We start from the raw sequence: 17844 nt of genomic DNA on the forward strand, positions 1-17844 counted from the left end.
GTTATAGTCTCGTGGGCTCGGAGATGTGTATAAGAGACAGCCGCCACCAGCTTCGAGACGGCGGAGGCCGGGTCGGCGAGGTCGCCGAAATGGCGGGCGGAGGTCGGGCAGACCATGACGCAGGCCGGCACCCGCTCCGCTTCCGCCAGCGTCTCGTTGTGGATGCGGTCGATGCACAGCGTGCATTTCTTCATCACGCCGACGTCCTGGTCGAACTCCCGCGCGCCGTAGGGGCAAGCCCAGGAGCACAGCTTGCAGCCGATGCACAAATCTTCGTTGACCAGCACGATGCCGTCCTCGGCGCGCTTGTAGGAGGCGCCGGTCGGGCAGACGGTCACGCAGGCCGGCTGTTCGCAATGCAGGCAGGAGCGCGGGAAATTGGTGGTGCGCGACCCGCAGCCGCCCTTCTCGGTTCCGGCCTCGAAGCTGTGGATGCGGTTGAACCACACCCCGTCCGGACCGGAACCGTAAGCGTCGTAATCGGTCAGCGGCGCCATGTGGCCGCCGTCGTTCCACTGCTTGCAGGCGACCGCGCAGGCGTGGCAGCCGACGCAGGTGTCGAGGTCGATGACCAGCCCCAGCCGGGGGGCGCCGGGCTCGCGGTTGGGAAGGCTCGTCATGACCGGACCCCCCGAGATGTGGGCCGGAAGGCGGCGCCGGTGCGCAGGATGGAGGGTGGCGGCTCGACGCCCGGCGGCATGGCCTGGGCGGGGAAGCGCGGCATCGTCTCGGCCCGCTCCTTCGGCGGTGCCTTCTCAACGCGGACGCGCAGGTCGTACCAGGCGGCCTGCCCGGTCACCGGGTCGGCGTTGGCGTGGCGGTAGCCGTTGCGCTCCGGCAGCAACTCCGAGATCAGGTGGTTGAGCAGGAAGCCCTTGGTCCCCTCCGGCGCGTCGGTGGACAGGTTCCAGGCGCCGGAGCGCTTGCCGATGGCGTTCCAGGTCCACACCGTCCCGGCCTCCACCCCGTCCATCAGATGGACCGGCACCCGGATGCGCCCGGTCGGGCTGGTTACCCAGGCCCAGTCGCCGTCGGCGAGGCCGAGCGCCTCCGCGGTGGACCGCGCGATGTAGAGGCTGTTGCGCGCCAGGATCTGCCGCAGCCAGGCGTTCTGCGATCCCCAGGAATGGTACATGGGCATCGGGCGCTGGGTGACGGCGTGCAGCGGGAAGGCGCCCTCGTCCAGCCCTTCCTCCTCCAGCGGCGGGTACCAGAAGGGCAGGGGGTCGAAATAGGTCTCCACCCGCTGCCGCTTGTCGGCGGGCGGCACCACCGCGCCGTGCCCGCGCGCGGCGAGGCGGAATTTCTGGAGCGGCTCGACGTAGAGCTGGAGGATCACCGGCTCCGGCTTGTCGAGGAAGCCCATGCGGGTGGCGGTTTCCAGATAGGCCTGGTTGGCGTGCTTGAAATAGTGCTGCTCCGGCGGCAGCTCGAAGTGCCAGAAGCAGCCGTTGCGGACGTAGCGGTCGAGCTGGTCCGGGTTGGGCGCGCCCTTGCCGGCGTCCTTCCCGTCGGCGCCGCGCCAGCCGGCCAGCGGGCCGATGCCGGGCTTGCGCTGGTGGTTGGTCATGTAGTCGGGATAGCCGCCGGGGTAGCGCGGGCTGCCGTCCTCCCGCACGAAGGCGGGCAGGCCGAGCCGCGCCCCCAGCTCGATCAGCACGTCCTGGAAGGGTCGCACGTCGCGGTCGGGGGTCAGCACCGGCTGGCGGATGGAATCGCCGGGGCCGTGTGCGCTGCCGATCGGGCGGTCGAGCAGCGAGATGCAGTCCCACCGCTCCAGATAGGTGGTGTCGGCCAGCACGAGGTCGGCGTAGGCCACCATCTCCGAGGCGTAGGCATCGCAGTAGACGATGAAGGGGATGCGGTGTTCGCCGGTGTCGGGGTCCTTGTCGGACAGCATCCGCATCGTCTCGGACGTGTTCATCGACGAGTTCCAGGCCATGTTGGCCATGTACATGAACAGCGTGTCGACGTGGTACGGATCGCCCTCCCAGGCGTTGGCGACCACCATGTGCATCAGCCCGTGCACCGACAGCGGCGCGTCCCAGCTGAAGGCCTTGTCGATGCGCAGCGGCTGCCCGTCCTCGCCGACCAGCAGGTCCTCCGGCCCCATGGGGTAGCCGAGCGGCATCCCGGCGATGGCCTTGCCGGGGCCGGTCTCGCCGCGCTTGCCGGCGGGCTTGGGGCCGGGCGGGGCGGGCGGGGGTAGGGCGACTTGTAGCGCCAGCCGCCCGGCACGTCGATGGTGCCCAGCAGGACCTGCAGGATGTGGATGGCCCGGCAGGTGTGGAAGCCGTTGGAATGGGCGGAGATGCCGCGCATGGCGTGCATGGCGATGGGCCGCCCGACCATCCGCTCGTGGCGCCGCCCCGCCCAGTCGGTCCAGGGCTGCTCGATGGTCAGCGTCTCCTGGAAGGCGAGATGGGCCATCTCGGCGGCGATGCGGCGGATGGTGTCGGCGGGAACGCCGCAGCGCTCGGCCACCGCCTCCGGCGCGTGCTGCGGATCGAGGTAGCGTTCGGCCAGCAGATGGAAGGAGGGCACGGCCCGCCGCCCGTCCGGCAGGGTGACGGCGCCGACCAGCGCCGGGCGGATGCCGGCCTGCGTGGCTGGAACGGCGCGCTGCTCCACCGCGTCCCAGGCCAGCGGGGCGCCATCGGCGTCGCGGGCGAACAGGCCATCGTCGGGCGCGCCGGGGTCCTGGATGACCAGCCAGGGGGCGTTGGTGTAGCGGACCAGATACTCGGCGTCGATGCGGTCGGCGCGCAGCAGCTCATGGATCAGGGCGAAGACGAACAGCCCGTCGCTGCCCGGACGGATGCCGACCCATTCGTCGGCGATGGCGGAATAGCCGGTCTTGATCGGGTTGACGGAGACGATCTTGGCGCCGCGCGCCTTCATCTTCGACAGGCCGATCTTGATCGGGTTGCTGTCATGGTCCTCGGCCACCCCGAACAGCAGCAGATAGCGGGTGTGGTCCCAGTCCGGCTCCCCGAACTCCCAGAAGCTGCCGCCCAGCGTGTACATGCCCGCCGCCGCCATGTTGACGGAGCAGAAACCGCCGTGCGCCGCGAAGTTGGGCGTGCCGAACTGCGCCGCCCAGAAGCCGGTCAGCGACTGGCTCTGGTCGCGCCCGGTGAAGAAGGCGAGCTTGCTGGGGTCGCTGTCGCGGATCTTGCCCAGACGCTCGGTCAGGATGGTCAGCGCCTCGTCCCACTCGATCTCGCGGAACTCGCCGGTGCCGCGCTCCCCGGTGCGCAGCAGGGGCTTGCGCAGCTTGGCTGGGGAGTTCTGGGTCATGATGCCGGCGGAGCCCTTGGCGCAGATCACGCCGTGGTTCACCGGATGGTCCTTGTTCCCCTCGATGAAGCGGAGCTGGCCGTCCTTGATGTGCACTTTGATGCCGCAGCGGCAGGCGCACATGTAGCAGGTGGTGTATTTGACCGTGTCGGAGACGGTCGGCGAGGGGTTCAGCTCCTCGCGCGGCGACTGGTAGCGGTCGAGCCAGCCGCGCGCGTCCTCGGGCGCCGCCGGCCCGCTCCTTCGCTGGAAGCCCTGGGTGAAGGCGAACCCGCGCGCACGCTGGCCGCCGACGTCGTCGATCTTCGCCATCCTGATCCGTTCCCTTCCGGAATGCCTCCCCCGTTCCCTCCCGGCGGGGGCCGGGAGAGGGGGCGGTGCTGCCGTGCCGTTCTTCAAAAGGGCGGCTGAGCGGTCAGTCCGCGAGCCGCTGCGCGCCCGACCGTTTCGCGGCCTCGGCCATCAGCGCGTCGAGGGCCGCCGGCAGGTCGCCGGGCACGTCCACCACGACGGCCCCGGCGCGTTCCAGCGCGCCGCGCTTGGAGGCGTAGCTGCCGCGGTTGCCGGTCACGATGGCGCCGGCGTGGCCCATCTTCTTGCCCGGCGGGGAGGCGCGGCCGGCGATGAAGGAGACGACGGGCTTGTCCGTCTTCGCCACCAGCTCCGCCGCCTCCTCCTCCATGCTGCCACCGATCTCGCCGACCAGCGCGATGGCGTCGGTGCCCGGATCGTCGATCAGAGCGGCCAGCGCGTCCTTGGTCGTGGTGCCGATCATCGGGTCGCCGCCGATGCCGAGGAAGGCCGACTGGCCATGGCCGCCGCGCACGAGGTTCAGGCAGACCAGCGTGCCCAGGCTGCCGCTGCGCGAGATGACGCCGACCCGGCCCGGCTGGAAGACGCGCGGATTGAAGGCCGGCATGATGCCGACGAAGCCCTCGCCCGGCGTCACGATGCCGGCGGTGTTCGGCCCGATGATGCGGGTGCCGTGCTCCGCCGCCGCGGCGTGCATCTCCATCACGTCGTGGGCGGGGATGTGCTCGGTCAGGCAGACGACGGTCTTCGCCCCCGCCTCGATGGCGTCGATGGCGGCGGCCTTGGCGGCGGCGGGCGGGATGAACATCACCGACACTTCGAAGCCGCCGTTCGCCATGGCCTCCTTCGCGGTGGCGAAGATGGGCACGCCGCAATGGTTCTGTCCGGCCTTCTTCGGGTTCACGCCGCCGACCACGGTGGTGCCGTAGGCCTGCATCTGCTCGGTCCAGAAGGTGCCCTGCTTGCCGGTGATGCCCTGCACCAGGACCCGGTCGCTCTTGCGTACGATCATCGCGCGGCCTCCACGGCTGCCGAGATGGCGTCTTCCATCCGGTCGTAGGGTTCGATCCCCAGCTCCTCCCGCACCATGCGCACGGCCTCGTCCTCGCCGGTGCCATGGATGGAGAAGAAAACGGGGATGGTGGGGTTCAGCGTCCTCCAGGCCTGGATCACACCGCCGGCCATCACGTCAGTGCGCGCGAAGGCGCCGCAGAAATTGACGACGAGGCTTTTGACGCCGGGGTTGGACAGCACGAGGTCCAGCGCCTCCGTCCCCTTGGTGTAGGCCTCGCCGCCGATCTCCAGGAAATTGGCGGGGCGCCCGCCGGCGTGGCTGACCACGTCCATCGTCGTCATGGTCAGCCCGGCGCCGTTCGCCAGGACGCCGACGTTGCCCTCAAGCTCGATGTATTTGAGGTCGAGCGCCCGTCCGCGCTCCTCCAGCGCCGACAGCGGCTCCTTCGCGCCCAGCCCGGCGATGTCCGCCTGCCGGTAGAGGGCGGAATCGTCCACCGTCAGCTTGCAGTCCAGCGGCACGACGCGGCCGTCGGCCAGCAGGGCCAGCGGGTTGATCTCCAGCAGTTCGGCGTCGTGCTGGCGATAGACGCGGTAGAGATCGACCAGCATCGCCGCCACCGGCACGGCGGCCTCGCCGAGGTCCAGCCCCAGCAGCAGGCGGCGCGCGTCCGCCGGGCCGAAGCCCTTGCGGATGTCCACCGCCATGCGGCGCAGGGATTCGGGCCGGGTCGCCGCGACCTCCTCGATGTCCATGCCGCCCTCGGTGGAGAACAGCACGAGCGGGCTGCGGCTGGCCGGGTCGTTCAGCACCGCGGCATAGAACTCGCGGGCGATGGCCGCCTGCTCCTCGACCAGCACACGGGCGACCGGAAAGCCGCCGATCTCCATGCCCAGGATGGCCTGCGCGGATGCTGCGGCCTCCTCCGGCGTGGCGGCCAGCTTGACGCCGCCCGACTTGCCGCGCTTGCCGGTCGGCACCTGCGCCTTGACCACCACCGGCCCGATGGCGCGGGCGGCCTCCTCCGCCTCCTGCGCGCTGGCGCAGAGGCGCCCCTGCGGAACGCTCACCCCGGCGCGGGCAAGCACGGATTTTCCGGCATGTTCCTCGAAATTCATCGTCGCCTCCGTCAGCGTCCGTGGCGGGACCAGAAGGGGCCGAACAGGGCCTCTTCGCTCGGCTTGTCCTCCGGGATCGGGCGGACGAGGTGGGTGATGTTGACGAAATGCTTCCAGTTCAGGTTTTCGGAGATGGAGTTCTTCTGCCAGCTCCCGCAGCCCATGGAGAGGGTGAAGTTCAGCCCGCTGTCGAAGCCGCCGCCATTGCCGAAGGTGTGCGCGAAGTTGACCAGCACGCGCACCACGTCCAGCTCGTCGGCCAACCGTTTGGCGTGGGCCTCGTCCCGCGTGTGGATGCCGCAGGAATGGCCGCGCCCCTGGTGGTCGAGGATCCGGCGCACCTGATCGACCGCCGCGTCGAAGTCCGGTACCCGGTAGACCGCCAGCACCAGCGACAGCTTCTCGCCGGAGAAAGGATGCGCCTTGCCGACGCCGGTCTCCTCCACCAGGAAGAAGCGGGCCTCGCGCGCCTTGGGCGCCAGCTCGAACGCCTCGGCGAGGATGGCGGCGTCCTTGGCGATCAGCTTGCGGTTCAGCTTGCCGTTCTCCCACAGGCGGGACTGCACGCGCTCCCGCTCCTCCGCCGTGCAGAGGTAGGCGCCGGCTTCCTCCAGCGCCGCGATGGTCGCGTCGTAGACGGAGTCGAGAACGACCAGCGCGTTCTCCGACGAGCAGGAGGTGGAGTTGTCGAAGGTCTTGGAGGCGCAGATCTTGCGCGCTGCGTCGGCCAGATCGGCGCTCTCGTCCACGATGACCGGGACGTTGCCGGCCCCGACACCGATGGCCGGGGTGCCGCTGGAATAGGCGCGGCGCACGTTGTCCTGCGAGCCGGTGACGACGACGAGGTCGACCGCCTCCATCAGCGCCTGGGTCAGGCCCTTGGTGATGGGGGTGGGGATCATCTGCACCAGATCCTCCGGCGCGCCGATGCGCGCCAGCTCGGCCCGCATCAGCTCGACCGTGCGGCCGGTGGCGGCGGAGCCCATGGGGGAGGGGGCGATGATGATGGCGTTGCGGCCCTTGACGGCCATCATCGCCTTGTTGACCGGCGTGGCCGCCGGATTGGTGGAGGGGGTGACGGCGCCGACGACGCCCAGCGGCTTGGCGATCTTGACGATGCCCTTGGCGGTGTCCTCCTCGATCACGCCGACGGTGCGCACCCGCATCAGGTCGCGCAGCGTGCCGAAGGTCTTGCGCTGGTTCTTGGTGATCTTGTCGGCGACGTTGCCGAGGCCGGTGTCGGCCACCGCCAGCTCCGCCAGGGCGCGGGCGCGGCCCGGCTCGTAGATCGCCCAGGCGAGTGCGGCGACGGCGTCGTCCACCCGCTCCTGCGTGGCGTCGGCGAAAGCGCGCTGGGCGGCGCGGGCGCGGGCGACGAGGGCGGCGATGGCCTCCTGGTCGGCGCTGGCCGGCGTTCGGTCGAGCATGATGTTGTCCATGGTTGCTTGTCTCTCTCCCTGAAGGTTCGTTCGTTGGTTCGGACGGTCAGGCTTTGAGCACCCGCTGCGGCGGTTCCTTGCGGGGCGGGTTGCCGTGGGCCGGATCGCCGTGGGCCGGGTCCTTGGGCGGGCGGCGGAGCAGCGGCTTGCCCGACGGCCACATCGACCAGACGAGGAAGGCGGCGGCCAGGGCCAGGATCGTGCCGCTGATCGGGCGGCTGAAGAAGACCGCCATGTTGCCGTCGTAGTTGGCGAGCGAGGTGAGGAAGTAGCGCTCGCACAGCGGCCCCAGGATCACGCCGACCACCAGCGGAGCCGGCGGGAAGCCGGTGCGCTTCATGACGTAGCCGGCGATGCCGAAGGCGAGGCAGACATAGACGTCGAAGAGGTTGTTGCGCACGCCGTAGGCGCCGACGACGCTCAGCACGATGATGAAGGCGCCGAGAATGGCCGGTGGTACGCGCATCAGCGTGGAGAAGACCCGCGCCACGCCCATCGCCGCGACGATCATCAGCAGGTTGGCGATCAGCATGCTGGCGAAGATCGTGTAGACCAGCGAGGCGTTCGAGGTGAAGAGGAGCGGGCCGGGGTTCAGCCCGTGGATCAGCATGGCGGCCAGCATGATCGCCGTGGCGGCGCTGCCGGGGATGCCCAGCGTGAGCAGCGGGATCATCGCGGTGCCGGTGGTGGCGTTCTTGGCCGCCTCCGGGGCCGCCAGCCCTTCCTCCACGCCGGTGCCGAAGCGGTCGCCCTTGCCCGACGCCTGCTTCTCCACGCTGTAGGCGATGACCGATCCCACCGTAGCCCCGGCGCCGGGGATGACGCCGATGGTGCAGCCGAGGCCGGTGCCGCGCAGGATGGAGGACTTGATCCGCCACAGATCCGCCAAGCCGATCTGCTTGCCGGGCTTCGTGGCGATGGAGCGGGCGCCGCCGGCCCGCTTGCAGATCAGGTCCACGACCTCGCCGATGGCGAAGAGGCCGATCATCACGACGGTGAAGTTGATGCCGCTCTCCAGGTCGGGAACACCCAGCGTCAGGCGGGGCATGCCGTACATCGGATCGACGCCGACCGTGCCGATCAGCAGGCCGAGGAACATCGAGACGGCGCTCATCAGCGGAGCGTCCTTGGCGATGGCGATGACGCTGACGAGGCCGAGGATGGTGGCGGCGAAGAACTCCGGCTGGTCGAACTTCAGCGCGAAGCTGGCGAAGGGCGGTGCGCCGAAGGTCAGCAGCAACGCGCTGGCCAGCCCGCCGAAGGCGGAGGCGGTGATGGCGATGCTCAGCGCCCGCGAGGACAGGCCCTTGCGCGTCATCGGGTAGCCGTCCCAGCAGCTGGGCAGCGAGGCCGGCGTGCCGGGGATGTTGATGAGGATCGAGGAGATCGAGCCGCCGAACACGCCACCCACATAGATGCCGCCGAGGAACGACATCGCCGTGACCGGCGGCAGCAGGTAGGTGAAGGGCAGGGCGATGGCCATGGCGTTGACGAAGGAGATGCCCGGCAGGGCGCCGGCCACCACCCCGATCATCAGGCCCGACACGAGGAGGACGAAGTTGTACGGGTCGAGGGCGCCGGCGAAGCCACCGGCCAGATTGGCGAGGATATCCATGGGACGATCCTTCCGGTGGCCGGCTCAGTAGATGCCGAGCAGGCGGTAGAGCGCGACGGTGAAGTCGTCGAAGACGCCGTGGCCGCGGTTCAGCGGCATCTGGGCGAGCAGGACGAAGACATAGAGCAGCACGACGCAACCGATGCCGGTGACCAGCGCCAGCGTGAGCGGTCGCCGGATGCCGCCGATGACGCACCACAGGGCGACGAAGGCCAGCGTGGCGATGGGAAAGCCGAGCTGCGGCAGGGCGATGCCGTACAGGACGACCAAGCCCAGCCCGATCATGGCCCGGCCATAGGCGTAGCCTTCGTATTCCTCGTCGACCGGCTTGTGCCGCTGGGCCGCGCGCCGCAGCGCCAGGAGTTCCTTGCCGATCCAGATCAGGGCGCACAGCCCGACCGCGCCCAGCATCAGCCGGGGCCAGCCTGCCGGTCCCACCGGGTCCGGCAGGCTGGCGATCATGGTGCTGTCTCGCACGATGTGTTGCGAGAGAAGAAGCGACCCGAGGAGCAGGGCCGCGGGTGTCGCCAGTCGGCGAAGACCGTGGGACAGGGGAGTCACGGTTTCCTCCCTGAGGAGCGATGAAACGGGTGGAGCGGCGTCGGAACCGGACTTAGCCCGGTGTCTGGCCGACGGTCTTGGTCGCGAAGCGGTCCAGATAGCCCTTCACCGTCTCATAGAAGGCCTTGACCTCCTCCTTGGCTTGGTCCGGCGTCACCAGCGTGTCGACGCAGGTGAAGGTGTCGGCGCAGAAGGTCTTCCATTCCGGGCTCGCCAGCACCTTGGCGGCGGCCTCGTGCAGCTTCTGCACGCGCTCGGGCGGCGTGCTGGCGGGCACCGCCAGCGTGCGGAAGTTGGGCAGGTCGCCGATGTCCAGACCCAGCTCCGCCGAGGCCGGCACGTCGGGGAAGGAGGGGTGGCGCTGCTTGTCGAACACGACGATCGGGCGCAGGTCGCCGGACTTCAGGAACTGGGCGACGTCGCCCGGCTCCTCGTAGATCGCGTCGGTGTGGCCGCCGATCGGCGAGGCGTAGCGCTCCGACGGGCGGGCGAAGGGGACGTTGGTCACCGGCACACCCTGGGTTCCGAGATACTTCAGCGTGATGTCGTCCTGCGTGCCGTAGCCGGAGGTGGCGACGCGCAGCTTGCCGGGGTTGGCCTTGGCGTGGGCGGCAAACTCCTCGTAGGTCTTGAAGGGGCTGTTCTTCGAGACGTAGAGCATCGATGGCGAGTTCTGCATCATCGCCACATAGACGAAATTGTCCGGCTTCGCCGTGCCCAGGCCCGACGCCCAGGAAGAGACGGACAGCGCGATCAGCGTGCCGACCGTGTAGCCGTCGGCCGGGTTGGTCAGGACCCGCGTCAGGCCGGCGTTGCCGGACGCCCCGGACACGTTCACGACGGGCATGGCGACGCGGAGATGCGGTTCGGCGAGGCGCGCGAACTGGCGCGCCATCAGGTCGGCGCCGCCGCCAGCCCCGAAGGTCGCGATGACCTCGATGGGGCGCGACGGGTAGTCGTCGGCGCGCGCGGTGCCGGATGAAAGGACGGGTGTCAGCAGCGCGACCACCGCCGCGGTGAGCGTCAAGGCGTTGCGGAGCATTTGCATTCCCTCCCAGGGCTTATTTTTTGGCGGGGTTTGTTTTTTTGACTGTCAGGCGTGCAGGCCGGGTGCGGCGCCTCCCTTGGCTGCGGTGGTGGGGTAGGGCGCGCCCGGCGTGACGGAGCGGCGGCGCCCGGCGACGATCTGGGCGATGGCGGCGGCGGCGATGCGGGCCGCCGGCGGGTCGGCGCGCGAGGTGAGGACGATCGGCACCGCAGCGCCCAGCACGATGCCCGCGGCGACCGCGTCCAGGAAGTGCACCAGCGCCTTGAACAGGGCGTTGCCGGTTTCGATGTTCGGCACCACCAGGATGTCGGCGGCCCCGGCGCAGGGGTGGGACAGGTTCTTGATCCGCGCCGCCTCGGCGGACACCGCGAGGTCGAGCGCCAGCGGCCCGAACACCGTCGCCCCCGGCACCTCCTGCCGGCACAGGCGGGTCAGCCGGTCGGCGTCCATGCTGGAGGGCACGCGTTCCGTCACCTCCTCGGTGCAGGACAGCAGCGCCACGCGCGGATCGGCGCCGCCGACCAGCCGCCACAGCTCCACGGCGTTGCGGATGATGTCCAGCTGGGTCGTCAGGGTCGGCGCCACGTTGATCGCCGCGTCGGTGATGACAAGCTCGCGGCCCGACCCCGGCAGCGTCATATGGAAGGCGTGGGTGAAACGGCGCCCGGTGCGCAGCCCGTTTTTCGGGTCGAGGGCCGCCAGCATCAGCGTGTCGGTGTGGATGTGCCCTTTCATCAGCGCGCCCACGTCGCCGGAGCGGGCGAGCGCCACCGCGATCCGCGCCGCCGCCGCGTCGTCCCTGGCCGGAACCACGCAGGCGCCGTGGAGCGTCCAGCCGATGCGGCGGGCGCTGTCGGCGATGGCCGCGGAGTCGCCGACGAGGACCGGCTCGATGAGGCCGAGGGCGGTGGCACGCCGCGCGCTTTCCAGCGCGACCGGCGATCCCGCGGCGACCACCGCCGTGGGAACCGGCTCCAGGGTGGCGCTGCGCGCCATCAGCCGGGCCGGGCATCCGGCGGCGGTCGTTTCAAGCGTCCTTGCCATGGCGTCCGTCTTCCTTAAGGTGAGAGGGCCGGCTCGGCCGGGGCGGCGTCGATGCCCAGCGCGTGGGCCATGTCGCTTGCGGCGCGGTGCAGGACCGGCAGCCGGTCGGCCACCGATTCCCGCGACAGCCGGACCTTGGGCGCCTGCACCGCCAGGGCGGCGACCATCCGCCCGGCGCCGTCGCGGATCGGCACCGCCGCGCAGAAGACGCCCGGCATGTATTCCTCGTCGTCGAGGGAGTGGCCGCAGGCGGCGATGCGCTCCAACTCGGCGCGGAACAGCGCCGGGTCGCACAACGTCGCCGCCGCCATCCGGGGCAGTGGCAGGCAATCCAGCAGGCGCCGCCGCGGCAGGTCCGGCAGGAAGGCAAGGAACAGCTTGCCCATCGCCGTGCAATGCAGCGGCACCCGCGACCCGACGCCGAATTCCAGCCGCAGCGGCCAGTTTTCCACCTCCACGCGGTCGAGATAGACGACGTCGCCGCCCTCCAGCACGCCGATGTTGCAGGTCTCCCCCAACTCCAGGCTGAGCGCCCGCAGCCGGGCGTGCGACGGCGCCTGGGCCAGGGAGCTGCGCAGCGTGTTGAGCGCCAGAGTGCGCAGTTTCGGGCCGACGGTCACCAGCCGGCCGTCGAACGGGCGGGCGAGGAAGCCGCGTTCCTCCAGCATGGCGATCAGCCGGTGCGCGGTCGGCTTCGGCAGGGCCAGCTTCTCGGCGATGTCCTTGACGGCCATCGGCTGCCCTGCCCCGGCCACCGCGTCCAGCAAGGCCAAGACGCGGTCGGCGAGCGGCCGGCGGTCACCAGAGTTCGTATCGGCGGCGTCTTCGGTTGTTGGTTCGCGGGGCTCCCGCAACGGAGCGGAGCCCAAGGCGATCTTCCGCGTCATCGTTCCTCCCCGTGACTGGAAGCGTATCGCTCGGCCTCTTGGTCTCATTCAGCGATACGATTTGTATCATTAACTCACAGGACCCTGAGCCGCGCAAGCCAAAAAGTTCGTGTACCCAATTATCCATGCATACGGGGGCATGCCCGGCCGGCATCCCGCGGCTCGGTCGATGAAACGTCCGGTTTTGAAGAACGATGGGGGTAGGGAGGCTATCCGAACTGCGCGGACAGGGCCTCGGCGCCGCGGCGGAGGATGGGCAGGACCTGCTCGACACGGTCGTGCGACAGCCGGACCTTCGGCGCCTGCACGGCGATGGCCGCCACCGTGCGGCCCGTGGAGGAGAGGATAGGCACCGCCACGCAAAACACGCCCACCACATACTCCTCGTCGTCGAGCGAGTAGCCGCGCGCGGCGATGCGCTCCAGCTCGGCGGCCAGCGCGTCCGGATCGGTGAGGGTGTGGGTGGTCTGCGCGGAGAAGGGGCCGGAGGCCAGCAGGCGGCTCCGCATGCCGTCCGGCAGGGTGGCGAGGAACAGCTTGCCCATGGCCGTGCAGTGCATCGGCACGCGCGATCCCACGCCGAACTGGAGGCGCAGGGGCCAGTGCTCGACCTCCACGCGGTCGAGATAGACGACGTCGCCGCCGTCGAGGACGCCGACGTTGCAGGTTTCCCCCAGTTCGGCGCTGACCGCGCGCAATACGGATCGGACCGGCGCGCGGGACAGCGAGGCGCGCAGGATGCCGACCGCCAGCCGCGCCGCCTCGACGCCGATGATGACGTCGCGCGTTTCCAGGTCCCGCGCCAGAAGCCCCTTGTCGATCAGGCTGTTGACGAGGCGGTGGGCGGTCGGCTTGGGCAGGCCGAGCGTCGCCCCGATGGTCTTGACCGCCAGCGGGCCGGAGGCCGACGCGACCAGCTCCAGGATGGCGAAGGTCCGGTCGGTGGCGGCGGCCTTCGGCTTGGCCGCGTCGTCAGGAATCTGCGTGCTGCGCGTTTTCAAGGTTCGCCTGCCCTGGCGGTTTCAGCGTCTCATTGAGTGAGACGTGACGCATATAGATCGGCCGCTTTGCGCAGGCAATAGGCAACGGGTGCTGAGCGCGGGGTGACAGCATTTGAAGTCCCCTCTCCCCTCGGGGGAGAGGGTTAGGGTGAGGGGGTTGTGCTTGCGCCGGACGTGCCGCCAAGCGCAACCCCCTCACCGGCCCTCCGGGCCACCCTCTCCCCAGGGGGGAGAGGGTTATAGAGGCCAAACGCCCGATCCATTCGCACACCGGCAGCCACGAGAAATGAATTTTCTATGGGATGCTTTTAACGTGGAAATATTTTCTACAGCGAAACGCCTTCTCAGCCAAAAAAGTAAAAAATTCTCATACGAACCATGCGATATTGAGAATCACTACAGGGGCTTCGCAGAAATTGCCTAAGTGAGAGTCTAAAAAGAAAACTAACAAGTAAAATCCTAGCTTGTCTGGGTTTTTACGTAAGAAAGAGGGACTTCCGTTGTCGACTTCATTTCCTCCATGGCGAACATTGACGAGACATCCTGAAGCTCGATGCGCTCGATGAGCTTTCGATAGAAAGCGTCGTAGGCCTTGATGTCCGGAATGACCACCCGCAGCAGATAATCGATTTCGCCGCTCAAACGGTAGAGATCGACAACCTCCGGTATGTCGGCCACCACGCGGCGGAACTCCTCCAGCCATTCCGCCGAGTGTTTGCTGGTTCGGACGGCCACGAAGACGGTCACGTCGACGTTCAGCTTGGCCCGGTCCAGCAACGCCACGCGGCGGCGGACATAACCTTCCTGTTCAAGGCGTTGCACGCGGCGCCAGCAGGGGGTGGCGGACAGGCCGACCTGCTTGCCGAGGTCGGCGAGCGACAGGGTCGCGTCAGCCTGAAGGGCGGCCAGGATCTTCCGGTCGGTAGCGTCGATGGTCATTGGGATTGCTCGGGGCCTTCGAGGTTGGGACGGATGATTTTGCTCGTTTGGCCGGCCTGGAGAAAAGCTTTTTCGTTTTGAGGAATTTGCATGCACCCGCATGCCGTCCCCGCGGGCAGACCGCCCAGCCTTTGAGCACCGGCGATGGTCGCCACCACAGGGCCAGAACAGGGCCGAGACAGGGCCAACACAGGAAAGATCAGGATGATGACCGACACCATCGCCACGGACAAAGCCCCGGCCGCCATCGGCCCCTACGCCCAGGCCCGCGTCGCCGGGGGGCTGCTGTTCGTCTCCGGCCAGCTGCCGATCGACCCGGCCACCGGGGCCTTCGCCGGCCCGGACGCGCCCACCCAGGCGGCGCGCAGCCTGACCAACATCGCGGCGATCGCCGGGGCCGCCGGAACCAGCCTGGCGAAGGCGGTGAAGATGACCGTCTACGTGACCGACCTCAGCCAGTTCAAGGCGGTGAACGAGGTCTATGCCGGCTTCTTCCAGGCGCCGTTCCCCGCCCGCTCGACCGTCGAAGTGTCGGCGCTGCCGCTCGGCGCGTCGGTCGAGATCGACGCCGTCATCGCGCTTTGAGGGTGACATGACCGCTTCCGCGCAGACCGTGCCGTTTCCTCCCAACGCCGGTTCGATCCGTCAGCCGTTCCGCCTCGAACACACCCCGCTGCCCGAGGCCACCGGCCGCGACTGGACCCGGCGCGCGATCGAGCTGCTGGAAACCGAGGCAGCGCGGTCGCCCGACACGCCGCTGCTCAAGCTCGACGCGCTGGAGCTGTCGGGGATCGACGTCTATCTGAAGGACGAATCGACCCACCCCACCGGCAGCCTGAAGCACCGCGTCGCGCGGTCGCTGCTGCTGTTCGCCATCTGCAACGGGCGGATCGGCGAGGGCACGCCGGTGATCGAGGCGTCGTCGGGCTCCACCGCGGTGTCGGAAGCCTATTTCGCCCGGCTGCTCGGCCTGCCCTTCCACGCGGTGATGCCGCGCGGCACGTCGGACGAGAAGGTCGCCGCCATCGAACTGCACGGCGGGCGCTGCCACTTCGTTGAATCCTCCAAGGCGATCTACGCCGAGGCGGCGGCGCTGGCGGTGCGGCTGGGCGGCGTCTATCTCGACCAGTTCACCTACGCCGAGCGCGCCACCGACTGGCGCACCGACAACATCGCCCAGTCGATCTTCGGCCAGATGCGCAGCGAACGCCACCCGGTGCCTGACTGGATCGTGATGAGCGCCGGCACCGGCGGCACCGCCGCCACCATCGGGCGCCACATCCGCTACCGCCATCTGCCGACCCGGCTGTGCGTTCCCGACGCCGAGCATTCGGTCTTCTACGAGAGCTTCGTCAACCGCGACGCCGCGCTGACCTGCGAGCGCGGGTCGCGCATCGAGGGCATCGGGCGGCCCCGCGTCGAACCGTCCTTCATCCCCGAGGTCGTCGACCAGATGATCAAGGTGCCCGACGTGGTCTCGCTGGCGGCCATGCGGGTGCTGTCGCGGCGGTTGGGCCGGATGGTCGGCGGGTCCACCGGGACCAACTTCTTCGGGCTGTGCTGGATCGCCGGACGGATGCGCGACGCCGGGCGGGCCGGTTCGCTGGTGACGCTGATCTGCGATTCCGGCGAGCGCTACCGCAACACCTACCACGACGACGCCTGGATGGCGCGGGCCGGTTTCGACACCGCCGCCGACGAGGCGCGGATCGAGGCCTTCCTTCAGGGCGGCCCGTCCCTCTGACGCAAGAACAAGCGCTTTCAAAAAACAAAAATCGCCACCGCAAGACAATTGGCAGAAAAACAGGAGCATTCACCGATGGACGAGTTTCGCACACTTCTGCGCAACGCGATGAAGAGCCGCGCGATGGTCTATGAGGCGGCCTTCGACGAGATGCGCAAGGAGATCGGCGAGGAGAAGGCCCGGGAGATCATGGCGCGCACCATCTATCGCCGGGGTGCGGCCATCGCTCACAACTTCGCGCCGCACGCCCCGGCCGATCTGGCCGGCCTGCGCGACTCCTTCCTGAAGTTCATCCCCGACGCCGAGGTCCAGTTCGGTCCCGAGGTCGTGCGCTGCACCGACGAGGTGCTGGAGATTCGTTTCCACACCTGTCCGCTGAAGGAAGCTTGGCTGGAGGCCAACCTGCCGGCTGAGACGGTTGAGACGCTCTGCGAACTCGCCGGCGCGGTCGACAAGGGCACCTTCGAGACCGCCGGCTTCGAGATCGAGGTCGACACCTGGAAGCCGGGCCGCAGCACCTGCTGCCACCTGACGATCACGCCGGGCGCCGCCGCGCCGGCCTCCGCGAACTGACCGTCCAGCCTCGCCGACAGGGGAACCGAACCATGAAAAAGCATGCTGTTTTCGGCGCCGTTCTGGGCGCCATGCTGGCCGCCACCGCCGGCGCCACCGTTGCCCAGGCCGCCGACCGCGAGATCGTCATCGGCTATCAGGCGCCGCTCAGCGGCGACCGCAGCCAGTATGGCGAGATGTTCCGCAACGCCGCCCAGATCAAGCTGGAGGAGTTCAACGCCTCGGGCAAGCTGGCCGGCGCCAAGGTCGCCATCACCTTCGAGGACAGCAAGGACGATCCCAAGGAAGCGCGCAACATCGCGCACAAATTCCTCGACAATTCCAAGATCGTCGGGGTGATCGGCGACTTCTCCTCCACCGTGTCGATGGCGGCGGGCGAGATCTACGCGGCGGAGAAGATGCCGCAGCTCTCCCAGACCGCCTCGCACCCGGATTTCACCAAGCTCAGCCCCTGGCAGTTCCGCAACATCACCACCCAGGCCTTCGAAGGCCCATACAACGCCGACTGGATCATCGCGGCGGGCATGAAGACGGCGGCGGTGATCTACATCCAGAACGATTGGGGCATCTCGGCGCTCGACGGCTTCGTCAGCGGCTTCAAGGCCAAGGGCGGCAAGATCACCGCCACCGAGGCGTTCAACCCCGGCAACCGCGATTTCCGCTCCATCCTGACCAAGGTCGCCCGGCAGAAGCCGGACGTGATCTACCTCGCGATGTTCTACGAGGAGGGGGCCGCTTTTGCCCAGCAGCGCGAGCAGCTCGGCATCAAGATCCCGCTCTACGGAACCAGCTCCCTCTATTCGCCCAAGCTGATCGAGCTGGGGCGTGAATCGGTGGAGGGGCTGCACCTCGCCACCACCTTCACGCCCGACAACCCCGACCCGGCGGTGCAGACCTTCGTGAAGGAATACACCGCGCGCTTCAAGTCGGAGCCCGGCATGTTCGCCGCCCAGGCCTATGACGCGGTCGGCATCATGCTGGACGCCGTCGCCAAGGCCGGTCCGTCGGTGACGCGCGAGAGCCTGCGCGACGCGCTGGCCGCCACCACCGGCTACCCCGGCGTGACCGGCGCCACCAGCTTCGACCCCGTCACCCGCGAGCCGGCGAAGGCGCTGGCGAAGATGATGGTGAAGGACGGCCGCTTCCAGGTCGTGACCGGTCCCTGACCGGTACCGTCTAAGGACGCCTCAGGGACGCCCCAAGGGCTTTCCACACGATCCTCCTTTCGGGACACACGCCGTGGTGCGC

At 68.9% G+C, this 17844-nt stretch carries 17 protein-coding genes; 4 read left to right on the forward strand and 13 right to left on the reverse strand.

Annotated features, from left to right (window positions below):
- The 13 genes from Q4I23_RS06960 to Q4I23_RS07020 all read right to left on the reverse strand — a co-directional run.
- Positions 1 to 620: 4Fe-4S dicluster domain-containing protein (locus tag Q4I23_RS06960; RefSeq protein ID WP_498525715.1), on the reverse strand; the 620-nt coding region annotated here is incomplete at its 3' end.
- Positions 617 to 2131 carry a molybdopterin oxidoreductase family protein gene (locus Q4I23_RS06965; protein WP_498525716.1) on the reverse strand — a complete coding sequence of 505 codons (1515 nt, stop codon included), beginning with the start codon at positions 2129 to 2131 and terminating at the stop codon, positions 617 to 619. The genes Q4I23_RS06965 and Q4I23_RS06960, both read right to left, overlap by 4 nt.
- Positions 2017 to 3612: a molybdopterin-dependent oxidoreductase gene (locus tag Q4I23_RS06970; RefSeq protein ID WP_498525717.1), complete on the reverse strand. Its 1596-nt coding sequence runs from the start codon at positions 3610 to 3612 to the stop codon at positions 2017 to 2019. Before Q4I23_RS06970 ends, Q4I23_RS06965 begins: the two co-directional genes overlap by 115 nt.
- Positions 3613 to 3715: 103 nt before the next feature.
- The gene (locus Q4I23_RS06975; RefSeq protein ID WP_498525718.1) at positions 3716 to 4624 is read right to left on the reverse strand and encodes a succinate--CoA ligase subunit alpha; all 909 of its coding nucleotides are present in this window, start codon (positions 4622 to 4624) and stop codon (positions 3716 to 3718) included.
- Positions 4621 to 5745 carry an ADP-forming succinate--CoA ligase subunit beta gene (sucC, locus tag Q4I23_RS06980; protein WP_498525719.1) on the reverse strand — a complete coding sequence of 375 codons (1125 nt, stop codon included), beginning with the start codon at positions 5743 to 5745 and terminating at the stop codon, positions 4621 to 4623. Before sucC ends, Q4I23_RS06975 begins: the two co-directional genes overlap by 4 nt.
- An 11-nt stretch (positions 5746 to 5756) precedes the next feature.
- On the reverse strand, positions 5757 to 7184 hold the full coding sequence (sauS, locus tag Q4I23_RS06985; RefSeq protein WP_498525720.1) for an acylating sulfoacetaldehyde dehydrogenase: 1428 nt from the start codon (positions 7182 to 7184) through the stop codon (positions 5757 to 5759).
- A gap of 46 nt (positions 7185 to 7230) precedes the next feature.
- The gene (locus Q4I23_RS06990) at positions 7231 to 8799 is read right to left on the reverse strand and encodes a tripartite tricarboxylate transporter permease (RefSeq protein ID WP_454020760.1); all 1569 of its coding nucleotides are present in this window, start codon (positions 8797 to 8799) and stop codon (positions 7231 to 7233) included.
- Between the two features lie 24 nt (positions 8800 to 8823).
- Positions 8824 to 9360, reverse strand: coding sequence for a tripartite tricarboxylate transporter TctB family protein (locus Q4I23_RS06995; RefSeq protein ID WP_498525721.1), 537 nt, complete (start codon positions 9358 to 9360; stop codon positions 8824 to 8826).
- A 52-nt stretch (positions 9361 to 9412) separates the two neighbouring features.
- Complete coding sequence (locus Q4I23_RS07000) at positions 9413 to 10402, reverse strand: Bug family tripartite tricarboxylate transporter substrate binding protein (RefSeq protein WP_454020762.1); 990 nt, start codon at positions 10400 to 10402, stop codon at positions 9413 to 9415.
- A 51-nt stretch (positions 10403 to 10453) separates the two neighbouring features.
- Positions 10454 to 11452, reverse strand: coding sequence for a bifunctional enoyl-CoA hydratase/phosphate acetyltransferase (locus Q4I23_RS07005; protein ID WP_498525722.1), 999 nt, complete (start codon positions 11450 to 11452; stop codon positions 10454 to 10456).
- 14 nt (positions 11453 to 11466) lie between these two features.
- Positions 11467 to 12339, reverse strand: a complete 873-nt coding sequence (locus tag Q4I23_RS07010; RefSeq protein WP_454020764.1) for an IclR family transcriptional regulator — start codon at positions 12337 to 12339, stop codon at positions 11467 to 11469.
- A 209-nt stretch (positions 12340 to 12548) separates the two neighbouring features.
- Entirely contained in the window at positions 12549 to 13340 is a 792-nt protein-coding gene (locus tag Q4I23_RS07015; protein ID WP_498525723.1) for an IclR family transcriptional regulator, read from the reverse strand.
- Positions 13341 to 13799: 459 nt separating this feature from the next.
- A complete protein-coding gene (locus Q4I23_RS07020) occupies positions 13800 to 14279 on the reverse strand; it encodes an Lrp/AsnC family transcriptional regulator (RefSeq protein WP_103040629.1) in 480 nt (159 codons plus the stop codon).
- A 204-nt stretch (positions 14280 to 14483) separates the two neighbouring features.
- Here Q4I23_RS07020 and Q4I23_RS07025 point away from each other — a divergent pair, with 204 nt between their 5' ends.
- The 4 genes from Q4I23_RS07025 to Q4I23_RS07040 all read left to right on the forward strand — a co-directional run bounded on the left by Q4I23_RS07025 (position 14484) and on the right by Q4I23_RS07040 (position 17762).
- Complete coding sequence (locus tag Q4I23_RS07025) at positions 14484 to 14864, forward strand: Rid family detoxifying hydrolase (RefSeq protein WP_498525724.1); 381 nt, start codon at positions 14484 to 14486, stop codon at positions 14862 to 14864.
- Positions 14865 to 14871: 7 nt separating this feature from the next.
- Entirely contained in the window at positions 14872 to 16023 is a 1152-nt protein-coding gene (locus Q4I23_RS07030) for a PLP-dependent cysteine synthase family protein (RefSeq protein ID WP_498525725.1), read from the forward strand.
- A gap of 75 nt (positions 16024 to 16098) precedes the next feature.
- The gene (locus Q4I23_RS07035) at positions 16099 to 16596 is read left to right on the forward strand and encodes an L-2-amino-thiazoline-4-carboxylic acid hydrolase (protein ID WP_498525726.1); all 498 of its coding nucleotides are present in this window, start codon (positions 16099 to 16101) and stop codon (positions 16594 to 16596) included.
- Positions 16597 to 16628: 32 nt separating this feature from the next.
- Positions 16629 to 17762: an ABC transporter substrate-binding protein gene (locus Q4I23_RS07040; RefSeq protein ID WP_498525727.1), complete on the forward strand. Its 1134-nt coding sequence runs from the start codon at positions 16629 to 16631 to the stop codon at positions 17760 to 17762.
- Positions 17763 to 17844: the final 82 nt, after the last annotated feature.

The sequence above is a fragment of the Azospirillum sp. UFLA03-27 genome, from assembly GCF_059803775.1.

Excerpts from the sequence above, each read along its gene's own strand:
- Q4I23_RS06965 (WP_498525716.1), bottom strand. The coding sequence starts at position 2,131 with ATGCCGCTCGGCTACCCCATGGGGCCGGAGGACCTGCTGGTCGGCGAG.
- Q4I23_RS06970 (WP_498525717.1), bottom strand. The coding sequence starts at position 3,612 with ATGGCGAAGATCGACGACGTCGGCGGCCAGCGTGCGCGCGGGTTCGCC.
- Q4I23_RS06975 (WP_498525718.1), bottom strand. The coding sequence starts at position 4,624 with ATGATCGTACGCAAGAGCGACCGGGTCCTGGTGCAGGGCATCACCGGC.
- sucC (WP_498525719.1), bottom strand. The coding sequence starts at position 5,745 with ATGAATTTCGAGGAACATGCCGGAAAATCCGTGCTTGCCCGCGCCGGG.
- sauS (WP_498525720.1), bottom strand. The coding sequence starts at position 7,184 with ATGGACAACATCATGCTCGACCGAACGCCGGCCAGCGCCGACCAGGAG.
- Q4I23_RS06990 (WP_454020760.1), bottom strand. The coding sequence starts at position 8,799 with ATGGATATCCTCGCCAATCTGGCCGGTGGCTTCGCCGGCGCCCTCGAC.
- Q4I23_RS07000 (WP_454020762.1), bottom strand. The coding sequence starts at position 10,402 with ATGCTCCGCAACGCCTTGACGCTCACCGCGGCGGTGGTCGCGCTGCTG.
- Q4I23_RS07005 (WP_498525722.1), bottom strand. The coding sequence starts at position 11,452 with ATGGCAAGGACGCTTGAAACGACCGCCGCCGGATGCCCGGCCCGGCTG.
- Q4I23_RS07010 (WP_454020764.1), bottom strand. The coding sequence starts at position 12,339 with ATGACGCGGAAGATCGCCTTGGGCTCCGCTCCGTTGCGGGAGCCCCGC.
- Q4I23_RS07020 (WP_103040629.1), bottom strand. The coding sequence starts at position 14,279 with ATGACCATCGACGCTACCGACCGGAAGATCCTGGCCGCCCTTCAGGCT.
- Q4I23_RS07025 (WP_498525724.1), top strand. The coding sequence starts at position 14,484 with ATGATGACCGACACCATCGCCACGGACAAAGCCCCGGCCGCCATCGGC.
- Q4I23_RS07030 (WP_498525725.1), top strand. The coding sequence starts at position 14,872 with ATGACCGCTTCCGCGCAGACCGTGCCGTTTCCTCCCAACGCCGGTTCG.
- Q4I23_RS07035 (WP_498525726.1), top strand. The coding sequence starts at position 16,099 with ATGGACGAGTTTCGCACACTTCTGCGCAACGCGATGAAGAGCCGCGCG.
- Q4I23_RS07040 (WP_498525727.1), top strand. The coding sequence starts at position 16,629 with ATGAAAAAGCATGCTGTTTTCGGCGCCGTTCTGGGCGCCATGCTGGCC.